Origin of the sequence: Phytohabitans maris (assembly GCF_031085175.1) — a bacterium.
Classification (GTDB): domain Bacteria; phylum Actinomycetota; class Actinomycetes; order Mycobacteriales; family Micromonosporaceae; genus Phytohabitans; species Phytohabitans maris.
Window position 1 is genome coordinate 107474 of sequence record NZ_JAVHUY010000018.1, and the last position, 15788, is coordinate 123261.

The 15788-nt window shown below is 73.0% G+C and carries 14 protein-coding genes; 6 read left to right on the top strand and 8 right to left on the bottom strand.

The window, feature by feature from the left end; genetic code table 11:
• Positions 1 to 13 precede the first annotated feature (13 nt).
• The 7 genes from RB614_RS20550 to RB614_RS20580 all read right to left on the bottom strand — a co-directional run bounded on the left by RB614_RS20550 (position 14) and on the right by RB614_RS20580 (position 8808).
• On the bottom strand, positions 14 to 1162 hold the full coding sequence (locus RB614_RS20550) for an acyl-CoA dehydrogenase family protein (protein ID WP_308714182.1): 1149 nt from the start codon (positions 1160 to 1162) through the stop codon (positions 14 to 16).
• Between the two features lie 3 nt (positions 1163 to 1165).
• Entirely contained in the window at positions 1166 to 3187 is a 2022-nt protein-coding gene (locus tag RB614_RS20555) for an ATP-binding protein (RefSeq protein ID WP_308714183.1), read from the bottom strand.
• Between the two features lie 7 nt (positions 3188 to 3194).
• Positions 3195 to 4790: an acyl-CoA carboxylase subunit beta gene (locus RB614_RS20560; RefSeq protein WP_308714184.1), complete on the bottom strand. Its 1596-nt coding sequence runs from the start codon at positions 4788 to 4790 to the stop codon at positions 3195 to 3197.
• A 136-nt stretch (positions 4791 to 4926) separates the two neighbouring features.
• Entirely contained in the window at positions 4927 to 6525 is a 1599-nt protein-coding gene (locus RB614_RS20565; RefSeq protein WP_308714185.1) for an acyclic terpene utilization AtuA family protein, read from the bottom strand.
• Positions 6522 to 7373 (bottom strand): maleylpyruvate isomerase family mycothiol-dependent enzyme, encoded by an 852-nt coding sequence (locus RB614_RS20570; RefSeq protein ID WP_308714186.1) that lies wholly within the window; start codon positions 7371 to 7373, stop codon positions 6522 to 6524. Before RB614_RS20570 ends, RB614_RS20565 begins: the two co-directional genes overlap by 4 nt.
• Positions 7374 to 7386: 13 nt before the next feature.
• Positions 7387 to 7965: a TetR/AcrR family transcriptional regulator gene (locus RB614_RS20575; protein ID WP_308714239.1), complete on the bottom strand. Its 579-nt coding sequence runs from the start codon at positions 7963 to 7965 to the stop codon at positions 7387 to 7389.
• 165 nt (positions 7966 to 8130) lie between these two features.
• Positions 8131 to 8808, bottom strand: coding sequence for a Crp/Fnr family transcriptional regulator (locus tag RB614_RS20580; RefSeq protein WP_173057568.1), 678 nt, complete (start codon positions 8806 to 8808; stop codon positions 8131 to 8133).
• A 140-nt stretch (positions 8809 to 8948) separates the two neighbouring features.
• On the opposite strand from RB614_RS20580, the gene RB614_RS20585 reads away from it, so the two are divergent.
• The 6 genes from RB614_RS20585 to RB614_RS20610 all read left to right on the top strand — a co-directional run bounded on the left by RB614_RS20585 (position 8949) and on the right by RB614_RS20610 (position 14133).
• Complete coding sequence (locus tag RB614_RS20585; RefSeq protein ID WP_308714187.1) at positions 8949 to 9614, top strand: adenosylcobinamide amidohydrolase; 666 nt, start codon at positions 8949 to 8951, stop codon at positions 9612 to 9614.
• A gap of 129 nt (positions 9615 to 9743) precedes the next feature.
• The gene (locus tag RB614_RS20590; RefSeq protein WP_308714240.1) at positions 9744 to 10841 is read left to right on the top strand and encodes a CapA family protein; all 1098 of its coding nucleotides are present in this window, start codon (positions 9744 to 9746) and stop codon (positions 10839 to 10841) included.
• A gap of 78 nt (positions 10842 to 10919) precedes the next feature.
• On the top strand, positions 10920 to 11648 hold the full coding sequence (gene nth, locus RB614_RS20595; protein ID WP_308714241.1) for an endonuclease III: 729 nt from the start codon (positions 10920 to 10922) through the stop codon (positions 11646 to 11648).
• Positions 11645 to 12238: a TlpA family protein disulfide reductase gene (locus tag RB614_RS20600; protein WP_308714188.1), complete on the top strand. Its 594-nt coding sequence runs from the start codon at positions 11645 to 11647 to the stop codon at positions 12236 to 12238. Before nth ends, RB614_RS20600 begins: the two co-directional genes overlap by 4 nt.
• Positions 12235 to 12900 carry an NUDIX hydrolase gene (locus RB614_RS20605; protein WP_308714189.1) on the top strand — a complete coding sequence of 222 codons (666 nt, stop codon included), beginning with the start codon at positions 12235 to 12237 and terminating at the stop codon, positions 12898 to 12900. The genes RB614_RS20600 and RB614_RS20605 overlap by 4 nt, the downstream gene beginning before the upstream one ends.
• Positions 12901 to 12954: 54 nt before the next feature.
• Entirely contained in the window at positions 12955 to 14133 is a 1179-nt protein-coding gene (locus RB614_RS20610; protein ID WP_308714190.1) for a MarP family serine protease, read from the top strand.
• A 123-nt stretch (positions 14134 to 14256) separates the two neighbouring features.
• On the opposite strand, the gene mycP is transcribed toward RB614_RS20610, so the two are convergent.
• The gene (gene mycP, locus RB614_RS20615; protein WP_428983071.1) at positions 14257 to 15621 is read right to left on the bottom strand and encodes a type VII secretion-associated serine protease mycosin; all 1365 of its coding nucleotides are present in this window, start codon (positions 15619 to 15621) and stop codon (positions 14257 to 14259) included.
• Positions 15622 to 15788: the final 167 nt, after the last annotated feature.

Here is a 15788-nt window from a genome sequence, read left to right on the forward strand (position 1 = left end):
GAAGGCCGTGAGGTCAGTACGACTTGGGCTGGTCGAGGACGTGTTGGGCGACGAAGTTGAGGATCATCTCGCGGCTGACCGGGGCTATCCGGCCCGCCCGCACCGCGCCCAGTAGCGTCGCCACGCCGTACTCGGTGGTCATGCCGTTGCCGCCGTGCACCTGGATGGCCGTGTCCACGGCGAGCGCGGCGGCGTCGGCGGCGGCGTACTTGGCCATGTTGGCGGCCACCCCGGCCTCCACGTCGCGGCCGGCGTCGTAGAGCGCGGCGGCCTTGGCGATCATCAGGCGGGCGAGCTCCACCTGTACGGCCGCGTGCGCCAGCGGGTGGGCCACGCCCTGGTGCGCGCCGATCGGGCGGCCCCACACCTGGCGGGTGGCGGTGTAGGTGGAGGCGCGGGACAGGGCGTACCGGGCGGTGCCGGCGGCCATCGCGGCCACCGTGATCCGCTCCGGGTTGAGCCCGGAGAAGAGGGCGGGCAGGCCGGCCTCGACGCCGCCGATCAGGGCGTCCGCCGGGACGCGTACGTCGTCCAGGTACAGCAGGAACTGGTTCTCCGGCGACACGATCTCCATGTCGAGCTTGGTGGCCAGCAGGCCAGGGGTGGAGATCGGCACCAGGAAGAGGGCCGGCTGGAGGCGGTCGCCGGCCGAGACGCGGGCCACGACGAGCACGTGTTCGGCCTCGTCGACTCCGGAGATGAAGCACTTGCGGCCGGAGATCAGCCAGTCGTCACCGTCGCGGCGGGCGGTCGTGGCCAGCCGGTGCGCGTTGGAACCGGCCTCCGGCTCGGTGATCGCGAAGGCCACCTTGAGCGTGCCGTCCGCGAAGCCGGGCAGGTATGCCGACCGCTGGGCGGGAGTGCCGTGCTTGGCGATCACCGTGGCGGCGATGGCCGGTGACACCACGAGCAGCAGCAGCGGGCAGCCCGCCGCGGCCAGCTCCTCGCAGACGATGGCCAGTTCGGTGATGCCGCCGCCCCCGCCGCCGTACTCCTCGGGGACGTTGACGCCCAGGTAGCCGAGCTTGCCGGCCTCCGACCAGAGTTCCGTGGTGTGCTCGCCGGTTTTCGCCTTTGCCACGAAGTATTCGTGGCCGTAGCGGCGGCCGAGGGCCGCGACCGCGTCGCGGAGGTCGGCCTGTTGGGGGGTGAGTTCGAACATCGCCTACTCCGGGGTGAGGACCGCCAATACCGCACCTGTGTCGACCTGCGCGCCCGCGGTCACCGGCACCGAGGTGACGACACCGGCGGCCGGGGCGTGTACCGGGTGTTCCAGCTTCATCGCCTCGAGCGTCATCAGCAGCTCGCCGGCCTTGACCCGCTGGCCGGGCGTGACGAGCACCCGGCTGACCGCACCGGGCAGCGGGGCGAGCAGCGAGCCCTCGGTCAGCTCGGGCTCCGGCTCGGGAAAGCGGGGCAGCTCGGTGAGGGCGACCGAACCCTCCGCACTGTCTACATAGGAGACGTTGGCGACCCGGTCGACGTCGAGCGCGAGACGGATGCCGTTGACGTCGAGGATCACCCGGTCCGGCGCGGCGGAGACCAGCGCGACCGGCGGGTGGTCGTCGGTGACCGAGGGCTGGCCGAGGCCGGCGAGGTCGAGGTCTTCCGGGTCGACCGCCCGCACCCACCAGTTGGCGAGTTCGCCGGCGCGGTCCAGGCGGTAGCCGACCTCGACCGGGCCGGCCGGGCCGTCGTACACGGTGGTCTGCGAGCCGGACGGCACGTTGCGCCACCCGGACGGCAGCGAGCGCAGCACCGCGGCGGACTCGCGGCGGGCGGCCGCCTCGGCGAGCGCGGCGGCCAGGCAGGAGACCCGCACAGCGTCCACAGAGGACAGCAGCGGGGCGAAGACCTCCTGGTGCCGGTCGAGGAAGCCGGTGTCGATGTCGCCGGAGTGGAAGGCCGGGTGGCGCAGCACGCGGACCAGCAGGTCGCGGTTGGTCACCACGCCGTGGATGCGGGAGCGGGTGAGCGACGACGCGAGCAGCCGGGCCGCCTCGTGGCGGGTGGGCGCCCAGGCGATGAGCTTGGCCAGCATCGAGTCGTAGTGGACGCCGATGACCGAGCCGTCCCGTACCCCGGAGTCGAGCCGCAGCCCCGGCTGTGCCAGCGGGCGGAACTGCGCCGCCACCTCGGGCACCCGCAGCCGGTGCAGGGTGCCGGTGGAGGGGAGCCAGGCGTAGGCGGGGTCCTCGGCGCAGAGCCGTACCTCGATCGAGTGGCCGCGGATCGGTGCGGCGCCGGCGATCGGCAGCGGCAGGCCCTCCGCGACCAGCAACTGGAGCTGCACCAGGTCGAAGCCGGAGACGCACTCGGTGATCGCGTGCTCGACCTGGAGGCGGGTGTTCATCTCCAGGAAGTAGAACTCGCCGCTCGGCGCGAGCAGGAACTCGACGGTCCCGGCCCCCACGTAGCCGACCGCGCGGGCGGCGGCCACCGCTGCCGAGCATAGCTCCTCGCGCATCGCGGGCGTGACGGCTGGCGACGGGGTCTCCTCGATGATCTTCTGGTGCCGCCGCTGGATCGAGCACTCGCGCTCGCCGAACGGGACCACACTGCCGTGCGTGTCGGCGAAGATCTGCACCTCGACGTGGCGCGAGCGCTCCACGTACCGCTCCAGGAAGACCGTCCCGTCGCCGAACGCGCCGGCCGCCTCCCGCCGCGCCGAGGCGACCGCCTCGCCCAGCGACTCGGCGTCGCGCACGATGCGCATGCCCCGCCCGCCACCGCCCGCGGACGCCTTGACCAGCACCGGAAACTCGGTGACCGCGTCGGGGTCGAGGTAGGTGGGGAGCATCGGCACGCCGGCGTCGGCCAGCAGCGTCTTGGCCTCGATCTTCGAGCCCATCATCTTGATGACCTTGGCGGGCGGCCCGACCCAGGTCAGGCCCGCGTCGACCACGGCCGCCGCGAAATCCGCGTTCTCCGCGAGAAACCCATAACCCGGGTGTACGGCGTCCGCGCCGGTCTTGCGCGCCGCCGCCACCAGCAGATCCCCGCGCAGGTACGTGGCCGTGGGCGCGTTGCCCGGCAGGTGCACCGCGTAGTCCGCCTCGGCGACGTGGGGGGAGTTGGCGTCGCCGTCGCTGTAGACCGCTACCGTCTCGATCCCGATCAGCCGGCAGGTGGCGAAGACGCGCCGCGCGATCTCGCCGCGGTTGGCGACCAGCAGTCGTCGAATCATCGCCACCTCACATCCGGAAGACGCCGAAGCCCTCGGCGCCCTTGATCGGTCCACTGTGGATCGCAGAAAGGCAGAGGCCCAGCACGGTACGGGTGTCGCGCGGGTCGATCACGCCGTCGTCGTACAGCCGGCCGGAGAGGAAGAGCGCAGCCGACTCCGCCTCGATCTGCCGCTCCGCCATCATGCGCATGGCCTTGTCGGAGTCCTCGTCGTACGCCTGTCCCTTGGCCTCGGCGGCCTGCCGCGCGACGATCGACAGCACGCCGGCGAGCTGGGCCGGCCCCATCACGGCGGACTTCGCGTTCGGCCAGCTGAAGAGGAAGCGCGGGTCGTACGCCCGGCCGCACATGCCGTAGTTGCCGGCACCGTACGAGGCGCCGAGGTTGACGGTCACGTGCGGGACGGTCGAGTTGGCCACCGCGTTGATCATCAGGGCGCCGTGCTTGATGATGCCGCGCTGCTCGTACTCGGTGCCGACCATGTACCCGGTCGTGTTCTGCAGGAAGAGCAGCGGCGTGTCGGAGGCGTTGGCGAGCTGGATGAACTGGGTCGCCTTCTGCGCCTCGTCGGAGAAGAGCACGCCGCGCGCGTTGGCCAGTACGCCGACCGGATGGCCGTGCAGGTCGCCCCAGCCGGTGACGAGCGCCGTGCCGTACGCCGGCTTGAACTCGTCGAACTCGCTGCCGTCGAGCACCCGGGCCAGCACCTCGCGCGGGTCGAACGGCACCTTGAGGTCGGCGCTCGCCACCGCGAGGAGGTCTTCGGCGTCGTGCTTCGGCGGTGCCGCCAGCCGTGCGGGAGGTCCGGCCTTGCGCCAGTTCAGGCGCCGTACGCACTGGCGGGCCAGCCGGATGCCGTCGCGCTCGTCTTCGGCCACGTAGTCGGCCAGACCCGAGCGGGCCGCGTGCATCGCCGCGCCGCCGAGCGACTCGTCGTCGGTCATCTCGCCGGTGGCCATGCGTACCAGCGGCGGGCCGGCCAGGAAGACCTTGGCCTGGTTGCGCACCATGATCGTGTAGTCGGACATGCCCGGCACGTACGCGCCGCCGGCCGTCGCGTTGCCGAACACCACGCTCAGCGTCGGGATGCGCGCGGCGGAGAGCCGGGTCAGGTCGCGAAACACCTGCCCGCCCGGGATGAAGATGTCTGCCTGGCTGGGCAGGTCGGCGCCGCCCGACTCGACCAGGTTGATCATCGGGAGGCGGTTGGCCAGCGCGATCTCGCCGGCCCGGCGGGTCTTCCTCAGCGTGTACGGGTTGACCGCGCCGCCGCGCACCGTCGGGTCGTTCGCGATGATCACGCACTCGACGCCCTCGACGACGCCGATGCCGGTCACCACGCTCGCGCCGACCGGGAAGTCCGTGCCCCACGCGGCCACCGGCGACAGTTCGAGGAACGGCGCGTCCTGGTCGAGGAGCAGCTCGATCCGCTCGCGGGGGAGCAGCTTGCCGCGCGCGTGGTGGCGGGTCACGTACTTTTCGCCACCGCCGTTGCGGGCCGCGTCGAGCGCCGTATCCAGCTCCGCCAGCCGCTCCAGCATCGCGCCGCGGTTTTCCAGGTACGACGGGTTGCGCGGGTCGATGGCGGTGTCCAGGACGGCCATGGCTCAGACCCCCATCTGTTTCGCGATCCCATTGGTGATCACGGTCGTGCCTCCCGGCCGCACGCCGCGACGGCGATGGTCTTCGCCATCGCCACCTCCGTAACGAACGGCTGACCCACCGCGACACGGATGCTGCTCACCGTGACTCCCGAAGACGCGCGCGCAACCGCTCTCCCAGCGCTTTCCCTTGTGGATCAAGCCAATCCCGCCGCGCGAGCACGCCCCGGACCACGAAATTTATGGCGAAAAGATTAGACATTTCGTACCGCTCGATCGGGTACTCGGCGAGTTCTGGCAACAACTCGACAAACCGCTCCCGGCTGAGCCACCCGCGTAGTACGGCAAAGTCCTGGGCCGACCGCACCCAAACCCCCACGTTCGCATCGCTCCCCTTGTCCCCCGACCGTGCCCCCACCCGCCAACGCAGTTGATCAGGGAGTTCGTCGGCGTGTCGTGCGGCGTGTCGGTCCACGTACTCCCTGATCAACGGGGCGGTTTGCGTGGGTGGGGGGATCTCCACGCGCGGTCCGTCGTGGGGGATGGACCAGTGGGGGAGCTGGGGGATCTCGGCGGTTTTGAAGGTTGTGTTTGGGGTCGGGTCGGTGGGTGGGGTGGTGAGCGTGCAGCCGGGGTAGCTGGCCAGCGCGAGCTCGACGGCGGCGCTGGAGAAGGCGCGGCCGGCCCGCTTCGGGTCCGGGTCGTGGATCGCCGCGTGCAGGAGGGCGCCGTCCGCCGTCTTCGTCAGCGTGAACGCCAGACCTTCCTTGCCGACCGCGTCCTCCATCTGGGCGCGGACCAGGGCAGCCTTGGCGTCGAGGTCCAGGCCGGTGAGCACGAACGTCATGGCGTTGCGGTAGCCGTCGAGCCCGGCGACACCGACCTTGAGCGTCGGCGGCGGGGGCGTGCCCCGGGTCCCGGTGATCCGCACGCGGTCCGCCCCCTCCTGGGCCAGCCGGACGGTGTCGAGGTGCGTCACCACGTCCGGGCCGGGGTAGGCGGGCCCGGCTATCTCGTACACGAGCTGGGCGGTCACCGTCTCCACGGTCACCGCACCGCCGGTGCCGGGGTGCTTGGTGATCACTGCGGAACCGTCGGCGTGCACCTCGGCGATCGGAAAGCCGGGCCGCCGCCCGCCGTCCGGCAGCTCGGTGAAGAAGCTGAAATTGCCGCCGGTCGCCTGCGCGCCACACTCCAGTACGTGACCGGCGACCGTCGCACCGGCGAGCGCGTCGAGGTCGTCGCGGGTCCAGCCGAAGTGGGCGATCGCCGGCCCCACCACCAGCGACGCGTCGGTGACCCGGCCGGTGACCACGACGTCGGCACCCGCGTCGAGGCAGGAAGCGATGCCGAACGCCCCGAGGTACGCGTTCGCGGCGAGCGCGTCCGGCTGGTCGAGCGCGTCGCCTTCGACGTACCCGATGGTGGTGGAAAGGCCGAGCCGGGCGGCGAGGGAGCGGAGGGCGGCGGCCAGGCCGGCGGGGTTGAGGCCACCGGCGTTGGTCACGATGCGGACCCCGCGATCGGCGGCCAGGCCGAGGCACTGCTCCATCTGCCGCAGGAACGTGCGGGCGTAGCCAAGCGACGGGTCCTTGAGGCGGTCGCGGGCGAGGATCAGCATGGTCAGCTCGGCCAGGTAGTCGCCGGTGAGCACGTCGAGCGGGCCGCCCTCGAGCATCTCCCGCCACGCGGACGCCCGGTCGCCGTAGAAGCCGGAGGCGTTGCCGATGCGGATCATGACCGGGCGCCGGAGGGCTCGCGGCCGGCGCCGGGCGGCCCGGCGAAGGCCTGCGCGATGTCGAGCCACTCGTCGGCCACCGGCCCGGTCGCGACCAGCGCCAGGTCGGCCCGGTGCCGCCGCTGCGTGACCAGCAGGCAGAAGTCGAGCGCCGGGCCGACGACCCGATCCGTGGCGTCGCTCGGCCCGAACTCCCAGATGCTTTGCCGGCTGGTGCCCGGCTCGCCGCCGCGCTCCTCGCTCCGGACCGCGCCGGCCCCGGGGCCGGACGGGCCGATCAGTTCGACCCGGACCGGCGCCGCCGGGATGTCGCGGCCGTGGGTCATGAAGCTGTGGCCGAGGGTACGGACGCCGAGGTAGGCGATGTGCCGCAGCCGATCGGTCGGTGTACGGCGGTGGCCGAGCGTGTCCGCGATGTCCTGTCCGTGCGCCCAGGTCTCCATGATCCGCGCGGTCGCCATCGAGGCGGGTGACATCGCCGTGCCGTACCAGGGCAGCTTGACCCCGGGCGGCGTGGCGGCCAGCGCCTCGGCGAGGGCCGCACGCCCGGCCCGCCACCGCTGGAGCAGCTCGGCCGGCGGGCAGAGGAAGCTCTCCGTGCCCCGGTCGACGAAGCGGAACGGATCGCCGGCCGCGCTGGCCACCGAGGCGTGGAAGGCCGCCGGGTCGGTGGCGGCCAGCAGCGCCACGTGGTCGGTCCAGGCCAGGTGGGCGACCTGGTGGGCGATCGTCCAGCCGTCCGCCGGGGTCAGCCGGGTCCAGTGCGCGTCCGGCAGCGGCCCGACCCGGGCGTCCAGGTCGCCCGACTCGGCGTCCAGGTCGGCGAGGAGTGCGGCGAGGTCGGGCATGAGTGCCTCCGCGTCACAGAAGGGTGGCCAGCTGCCGCTTCCACGCGGCGAGCAGTGCCGTGCGCCGCGTGGTGTCGTCGGAGAGCAGGTTGGCCACGCCGAGGCCGCGGAGCAGGTCGAGCGTGGCCTGCACCGCCTCGCGCACGCCCGGGGTGCGCTCGTCGGCGCCGAGCAGCTCGACGGTCAGCCGGTGCATCTCCCGGCCGACCCGCGCCTCCAGCGGGACCAGCGCCGCGCGCAGCTCGGCGTCGGTGCGGGCGGCGACCCACACCTCCAGCGCGGCCACGTAGAGCGGCCCGGTGAACGCCGACGCCAGCATGTCGACCACCCCGTCGAGCCGCCGCGGCCCCGGCGGGAGGGCGGCCGCCTCCTTGCGGATCTCCTCGGCACGGCGCTCGGCCAGGTGCTCGACGGCGGCCATGACCAGCGACGCCTTGGTCGGGTAGTGATGCAGCTGTGCGCCCCGCGAGACACCCGCCATCGAGGCGACGACCGTGGTGGTCGTGCCGGACCAGCCCCGCTCGACGAGACACTCCACAGTGGCTTCGAGAAGGCGGGCCTGGGTGGCGCGACTGCGCTCCTGCTGCGGCATGCGTACCGGCACACCCCCAGCCTGCCCGCTCCCAAACAAACAGTCAAGACTGCTTGTTTTGCAACCCGAGGTTCGTCATGAGAGCGCGCTCGGCCTGTCGAGCATTCAGCCGGTGAGGCTTACGGCGCCAATAAGCCTCTTTGGGGCCCTCGCGTGTGGGTAATTTCAGACGCGGGCGCGGCGGGCCAGGCGCTCCGGGTCGAGGATGATCACGCTCTTGCCGTCGAGGCGCAGCCAGCCGCGGGAGGCGAAGTCGGCGAGGGCCTTGTTGACCGTCTCGCGGGAGGCGCCGACGAGCTGGGCCAGCTCCTCCTGGGTCAGGTCGTGCGTCACCCGCAGCACGCCGCCGTCGCGGGTGCCGAAGCGGCCGGCCATCTGGAGCAGGTTTTTGGCCACGCGGCCCGGGACGTCGGTGAAGATCAGGTCGGCCAGCGCGTCGTTGGTCCGGCGCAGCCTCCGGGCCAGCACCCGCAGCAGCTGCTCGGCGATCTCGGGCCGGTTGTTGAGCCAGGGGCGCAGGGCCTGCTTGCGCAGCCGGGCCAGGCGGGTGTCGGTGACCGCGGTCGCGGTGGCGGTGCGCGGGCCGGGGTCGAAGAGGGAGAGCTCGCCGAGCATGTCGGAGGGGCCCATCACCGAGATGAGGTTTTGCCGGCCGTCGGCGGCGCGGCGACCCAGCTTGATCTTGCCGGACAGCACGATGTAGAGACTGTCGCCGGGCTCGCCCTCGTTGAACACGACCTCGCCCTTGCGGGTCTCGATCGTCTCCATCTCCTTGGCGAGCGCCTCCGCCGCCTCGGGGTCGACACCCTGGAAGATCCCGCTACGGGCCAACACCTCATCCATCGCCGCACCTCCACCTGCGCATATCCCCACTGCGACGCACTCGCCCGCGTGTCGACGCGCGCAGTAAGTCTAGGCCCACCTGGGCGGCGACCGGGCGTCCACCCCCGGAAACTTGATCGGCGAGCCGTAGAGTGCGATGGATGTCCGCAGAGCCTGTGCTGACCGCCCGCCACGAGGACGGGCTGGACGTTCCCCTGCTTGTGTGGCGGCTCGCGGAGCCGCTGCTCGCGATCTCATCCGCTCCGCTGGGCGGCGGGATCGGCCTGCGTCACTGGGTGGTCAACGCGACGGTGCCGATGTCGTACCGCCGGGACGACCCGGACGCCCACCTCGCCGAGATGGCCGCGCGGGCCGGGCTCACCGGCCCCGGCGTCGGGCTGCTCACCGGCGTAGACGTCGCCGAGGTCGTCACCGCGGAGGACGGCGGCGTACAGGCGTGGGCCACCGTCGGGCTCGGCGAACCGATCTGGGCGGCCGCCCCGCCCGCCGCGGCCGTGTCCGGCCCGGGCACGGTCAACATCGTCGTGCGCCTGCCGGTCCGCCTCTCGCCTGCGGCACTGGTCAACGCCGTCGCCACGGCCACCGAGGCGAAGGCGCAGGCGCTGTGGGAGCTCGGCCTCCCGGCCACCGGTACCTCCACCGATGCGGTCTCGGTCCTCTGCCCGGCGGGCGGGCCCGAGGCGTCGTACGGCGGCCCGCGCTCGGCCTGGGGCGCACCGCTCGCCCGAGCGGTCCACGCGGCCGTCCGAACGGGTGGCGGCACCGGCCAAGGGTCCGGAATGCCCTGGTCAGAACGGCCTCGGTAGCTCGTTCCGGCTGGCCCGGGGAAGGTATGGTCCGGGGCGATGCCCCCACGACAGCAGTCCTCCGGTGCCCGCCAGCGGCGGCGAAGCGGCCTCGCGCGGCCGGCCGCCGTCGTGCTCGCGGTCGGGGCCATGCTGCTCGGCGGCGGCGTGGTCGTCCTCGCGGTCACCGACGATCCGCCGGTACTGGCGCGGTGGCGCGACAGCGCGCTCTCCGAGCCCTCCGGCCGGGCGGCCGCACCCCCCACCGGCGTGCCCGGCCGCACCATCTCGCTCTCCGCGACCGGCGACATCATCATGGGCAACGCGCCCGGCAAGCTCCCGCCCGACGGGGGCGATGGCTTCTTCGCCGCGGTGCGCGAGGCGCTCAGGGCCGACCTCGTGATGGGCAACCTCGAAGAGCCGATCACCGACGACACCGGTACCGGCAAGTGCGGCCCCACGTCCAAGAACTGCTTCCAGTACCGGGTGCCGCCGTCGTACGCGGGGCACCTGCGGGACGCCGGGTTCGAGCTGCTCAACCAGGCCAACAACCACGGGCACGACTACGGGCCGGCCGGCTTCCGCAACACCCAGCAGGCGCTGGAGGAGTACGGGCTGAAGCACACCGGCGCGCCCGACGAGATCACCGTGATCGACGTCGAGGGCGTACGGGTGGCGGTCGCCGGCTTCTCCTCGTACCCGTGGTCCAACCCGCTTGTGGACGTGGATGCCGCGGCCGCGGTGGTGGAGGAGGCGGCCGGCCTGGCCGACATCGTGGTCGTCCAAGTGCACATGGGCGCCGAGGGCGCGGCCATGACCCACGTGAAGCCCGGGACCGAGATGTACCTCGGGGAGAACCGGGGCGACCCGATCAAGTTCAGCCACGCCATGGTCGACGCGGGCGCCGACCTGATCGTGGGGCACGGACCGCACGTGCTGCGGGCGATGGAGTTCTACAAGGGGCGGCTGGTGGCGTACAGCCTCGGCAACTTCGCCGGCGGCGCCGGGACGCTCAACAAGGCCGGCGTGCTGGGGCTGGGCGGGGTCCTCAAGGTCTCGCTCGCGGCCGACGGCAGCTGGGGCGGCGGGCAGCTCGTCTCGACGTACCTGGACGCTGGTGGCAAACCCGCCATCGACGGCGACCACCGGGGCGCGGCGGCCGTGCGGCGGCTCAGCAGATCCGACTTCCCGTCGTCCGGGGCGGTCCTCGACGTCACCGGTAAGATCACCGCGCCGGCGACGGCCTGAGCTGTCGGTGGTCCGGCGTAGGCTTCGCGCGTGGCCCGTGTAGAGAGTGACCTTTCGCGCAAGCGTCGTGCGCGCAAGATGGGACGGATCCTGGAGGAGACCCACCCCGACGCGCACTGCGAGCTCGACCACGAGACCCCGCTCCAGCTGGCCGTGGCGACGATCCTCTCCGCCCAGACCACCGACGTCCGGGTCAACGAGGTCACGCCCAAGCTCTTCGCTCGATACAAGACCGCCGCCGACTACGCTGCGGCCGACCGGGCGGAGCTGGAGGATCTGCTCAAGCCGACCGGCTTCTTCCGCAACAAGACCGACTCGGTGATGAAGCTGGGGCAGGCGCTGGTCGAGCGGCACGGCGGCGAGGTGCCCGGCACCCTCGACGAGCTGGTCAAGCTCCCCGGCATCGGGCGCAAGACGGCCAACGTCATCCTTGGCAACGCGTTCGACGTGCCGGGCATCACGGTCGACACGCATTTCCAGCGGCTCGTGCGGCGTTGGGAGTGGACCGCGGAGAGCGACCCGGTCAAGATCGAGCACGCGATCGGCGCGCTCTTCGACAAGCGCGACTGGACGATGCTCTCCCACCGCGTGATCTTTCACGGCCGGCGGGTCTGCCACGCGCGCAAGCCGGCCTGTGGCGCCTGCACGCTGGCCAAGCTCTGCCCGTCGTATGGGACCGGCCCCACCGAGACGGCCGCCGCGGCCAAGCTGCTCAAGGGCCCCCGCGCCCGCGAGCTGGCCGTCGCCGCGGGCGTCGACCCGGATCTCGTGCCGGCCAAGGCGATGGTGGCTCCGGACGCACCGTGATTCGTTCTCTGCGGGCGGTGGCCGTGGTGCTCGTGCTGGCCGCCGCCGGATGTGGTGGGTCGGACGGCGGGCCGTCGCCGAGTCCTGAGCCGCCCGCGCCCTTCACCGACTGCGCCGCGCTCACCGCACCCCCGCCCGCCGCCGAGCCGGTCGCGCTGAGCGGCGAGGGCAAGCCGCTGCCCGAGGTGGCGCTCCCCTGCTTCACCGGCGACCAGGAGGTGACCGTGAGCGCGATCCGCGGCCCGGCGGTCGTCAACCTCTGGGGCTCCTGGTGCCCGCCCTGCCGGGAGGAGCTGCCGGCGTTCCAGCGCTTCGCCGACCGGGCCGCCGGCAAGGTCACGGTCATCGGCGTGGACACCCGCGACAGCCGCTCGGCGGCGGGCAGCCTCGCCGCGGATCTCGGGCTGACGTACCCCAACCTCTTCGACCCCGACGAGCGGCTCCGGGTCAAGGTCGGGGTGAGCGCCCTGCCGGCCACCCTCTTCGTCGACCGCGACGGGCGGGTCCGCCACCTCTACAACTCGACCGCGCTCGACGACGCCACCCTCGCGACGCTGGTCGCCCGCCACCTCGGGGTGACGCTGCCGTGAGTGCGCCTTCCTGGCTGAGACAGCTGCTCGACCGGCTCGGCACCGCCCGGGCCGAAGACTTCACCCGGGTGCCGACGCCGGAGGAGGGGGGCCGGGCCAGCGCGGTGCTCGTGCTCCTCGGCGAGCAGGACGGCGAGCCCGACGTGCTCATGCTGCAGCGCGCCGAGACCCTGCGTAACCACGCCGGCCAGCCGGCGTTCCCGGGCGGGGCGAGCGACCCCGAAGACGTCGACGCCGCCGCGACCGCGCTGCGCGAGGCGGACGAGGAGGTGGGGCTCCAGCCGGAGAGCGTCACGGTGCTCGCCCAGCTTCCGCCGCTGTGGATCCCGGTCAGCGACTTCGTGGTGACGCCGGTGCTCGCCTGGTGGCACGAGCCGCACGAGGTGCACCCCCGCGAGCCGGCCGAGGTGGCCCGGGTGGCCCGCCTGCCGGTGGCCGAGCTTGTCGACCCGGACAACCGGCTCATGGTCCGGCACCCGAGCGGCTGGGTCGGGCCGGCGTTCGAGGTGCGGGGGATGTTCGTCTGGGGCTTCACGGCGGGTGTGCTCTCGGCGTTGCTGGAGATGGGTGGCTGGTCCCGGCCCTGGCCGCGCGATCGGATCGCCGAGCTGCCCAGGCCCGCGCCGCAGCCCACGCCATCGGCGGGTGACGACGTCGGCTGAGCCCCGAGCCGCGAGTCGCACTCGGCGGTGGCCGGGTCCCCGTACCCTTGACGGGTGTCCGCCATCGATGTCGCTCTTGTCCTACTTATGGTGTTGTTCGCGATCAGCGGATACCGACAGGGATTCGTGATTGGCGCACTCTCCTTCGCCGGCTTCTTTGGCGGCGCACTGGTCGGTCTGCAGCTTGGTCCACTGGTGGCCCGGCAGTTCGCCGACGACGCCGTGCGCGTCGTCGTGTCCCTGATCGCCATCTTCGGGCTCGCGGTGCTGGGGCAGGCGCTGGCCGGCTGGCTGGGCACGCACCTGCGGCACGCCATCACCAGCCCGACCGGCCGCAAGCTCGACGACGCGGGCGGTGCCCTCGTCTCGGTGTTCGCGGTGCTGGTCGTCGCCTGGCTCGTGGCGGTGCCGCTCGGTTCGTCGTCGCTGCCGTGGCTGGCCAGCTCGGTGCGTAACAGCGCACTCCTCGACGGCGTCAACCGGGTCATGCCCCAGCAGGCCCAGGCCCTCTCCGACGCGCTGCGTAACACGGTGGACACCCGTGGCTTCCCCGAGGTCTTCGGCAACCTGGCGCCCACCCGCGCCCGCGAGGTCGCCGCGCCCGACCCCCGCCTCGCCAACTCACGCGTCGTGGTCAACTCGCGCCAGTCGGTGGTCAAGGTGCTCGGCTCCGCGCCGAGCTGCTCGCGGCGCATCGAGGGCTCCGGTTTCGTGTACTCACCCGAGCGCGTCATGACCAACGCCCACGTGGTCGCCGGCACCAGGTCGGTGACGGTGGAGCTCGGCGACGAGCGGCTGGACGGCCGGGTCACCGTCTACGACCCGGACCGCGACCTCGCCGTCATCTACGTGCCCGGCCTGGAGGCGCCGGTCATGCCGTTCGCGCCGCGCAAGGCACCGACCAACGCGGACGCCATCGTGCTGGGCTTCCCGCTCGACGGCCCGTACAACGCCCAGTCCGCCCGGGTGCGCGACGTCGGCGACATCACCGGCCCGGACATCTACAACGCCGGCGACGTGACCCGCGAGATCTACACGATCCGGGCACTGGTGCGCAGCGGCAACTCCGGCGGGCCGCTGGTCTCGACCAACGGCCAGGTGCTCGGCGTCATCTTCGCGGCGGCGGCCGACGACCGAAACACCGGCTTCGCGGTGACGGCCCAGGAAGCGGCCCCGGTCGCCACCGCCGGCCAGAGCCGCACCCGCGCCACCACGACCGGCGACTGCACCTGACAGTTCCTTTCTTGAGCTACCGCGACGTCCGCGGTGGTCCGGACCGTTGCGGCAGCCCAAATCTCATTCCGGGGTTGGAACCCCTCCCGGTTTGCGGCCTGGCTCGAGTGGCGGCGGGCGGGGTCAGGCGCGGGAGCGGGTGCGGCGGCGGACCAGGACGGCCGCGGCGGCCGCTACCAGTGTCACCAGCGCGCCGAAGCCGACCGCCCAGCCGCGCTTGGAGTGCTCGGGCTCGCCGGCCGGCTGCGCGGTCCAGTCGGTGTGGATGCCCTGCGCCCGCCCGCCGACCGGCTCGTGGCCGCTCGTCGCCCCCGAGCTTGCGACCGCCACGCCGGGGGCCGCGCCGAAGCCGGCCACGCCGTGCGGGGCGTTCGTGTCGAGGGGGTTGTGCGTCACTGTGGACACGCCGACGGTCAGCGCGGCGACCGGGTCGACCAGCCCGTAGCCGTAGCGGTCGTCGCGGCCCACCGCGCCCAGGTCGGTGGCCGTGGTGATCAGCCGGTTGACGACGGTGGCCGCGGACATCTCGGGCCACTTCGCCCGTACCAGCGCCGCCGTCGCGGTGACCAGCGGGGCGGCGAAGCTGGTGCCCTGCACCTTCCACGTGCCGCCCGGCCGGGCGCCGACCAGGCCGGTCGCCGGGGCGGAGAGCACGGTGGCGGAGCCGGTGATCGAGCCGGACCAGAGGCTCTCGGTCTCGCGGTCGAGGCCGGTGACCGCGAGGACGCCGGGCTCGCGGGCCGGGTACCACACCTCGGTGGCCGGGCTGGGCTGGCCGGCCGCGGGCGCCGGGTCGGAGGAGTGGTTGCCGGTGCAGGCGACCACCACGACGTCGCGGGCGAACGCGTAGTCGAGCGCGGCCGCCAGCGCCGGGCTGGTGCCGCTGCCGCCGAGTGACAGGTTGATCACCCGGGCGCCGTTGTCGACCGCCCAGCGCACGCCCTTGGCCACGATGAGCGCGTCGTCGTACCGGTTTTCCGCGTCCAGCACCCGTACCGGCAGGATCTTGGCGCGCGGGGCGAGCCCCATCACGCCGCTGTCGTCGTCGCTCCGCCCGGCGATCAGGCCGGCCACGGTGGTGCCGTGCCCGACCGGGTCGGTGCGGCCGTCGCCGCCGTCGGAGACCAGGTCGATGCCGGGCAGTACCTGGCCGGCGAGGTCGGGATGGCCGGCGTCCACACCGGAGTCGACCACCGCGACGGTCACGCCGTCGCCGGTTGAGTGCCGCCACGCGTGGGTGGCCCGCAGCTCGTCGAGCTGCCACTGCTCCTCGCGCACCTGGTCGCGGCGGGCCAGGGCGGCGGGGAGACCCCCGCCCGATCCGGCGGGCCGGGCCGGGGAACCGGCCTCGGGCGTCGCGGCCGAGGGACGCTCCACGCTGTCGGGGCTGTCGCCGGGCACGGCCGGGGCCGGGGCCACCAGCGCCGCGACAGTCACCAGCGCCGCCCCGGCCAACCTCGGAGCGGCGCCTCGCTGATGACGCGACAACCTCACAGCCGTCCTCGCTCCGCTGCGGGCGACCGCGAGGCTCCACGCGCACTGAGCCTGTCGATTCGCTCGCTACGCTCGCTCATGGCAGTGTGGCCTCCAGTTGTGGACAACGAGCCAGTCGCCGCTGGGTCGCTGTCCCTCTTCCGGGCGCGTTCGTACGACGC

Bases quoted from the DNA above. Each gene is read 5' to 3' on its own strand.
- RB614_RS20550 (WP_308714182.1), bottom strand. From the start codon at position 1,162: ATGTTCGAACTCACCCCCCAACAGGCCGACCTCCGCGACGCGGTCGCG.
- RB614_RS20555 (WP_308714183.1), bottom strand. From the start codon at position 3,187: ATGATTCGACGACTGCTGGTCGCCAACCGCGGCGAGATCGCGCGGCGC.
- RB614_RS20560 (WP_308714184.1), bottom strand. From the start codon at position 4,790: ATGGCCGTCCTGGACACCGCCATCGACCCGCGCAACCCGTCGTACCTG.
- RB614_RS20565 (WP_308714185.1), bottom strand. From the start codon at position 6,525: ATGATCCGCATCGGCAACGCCTCCGGCTTCTACGGCGACCGGGCGTCC.
- RB614_RS20570 (WP_308714186.1), bottom strand. From the start codon at position 7,373: ATGCCCGACCTCGCCGCACTCCTCGCCGACCTGGACGCCGAGTCGGGC.
- RB614_RS20575 (WP_308714239.1), bottom strand. From the start codon at position 7,965: ATGCCGCAGCAGGAGCGCAGTCGCGCCACCCAGGCCCGCCTTCTCGAA.
- RB614_RS20580 (WP_173057568.1), bottom strand. From the start codon at position 8,808: ATGGATGAGGTGTTGGCCCGTAGCGGGATCTTCCAGGGTGTCGACCCC.
- RB614_RS20585 (WP_308714187.1), top strand. From the start codon at position 8,949: ATGTCCGCAGAGCCTGTGCTGACCGCCCGCCACGAGGACGGGCTGGAC.
- RB614_RS20590 (WP_308714240.1), top strand. From the start codon at position 9,744: ATGCTGCTCGGCGGCGGCGTGGTCGTCCTCGCGGTCACCGACGATCCG.
- nth (WP_308714241.1), top strand. From the start codon at position 10,920: ATGGGACGGATCCTGGAGGAGACCCACCCCGACGCGCACTGCGAGCTC.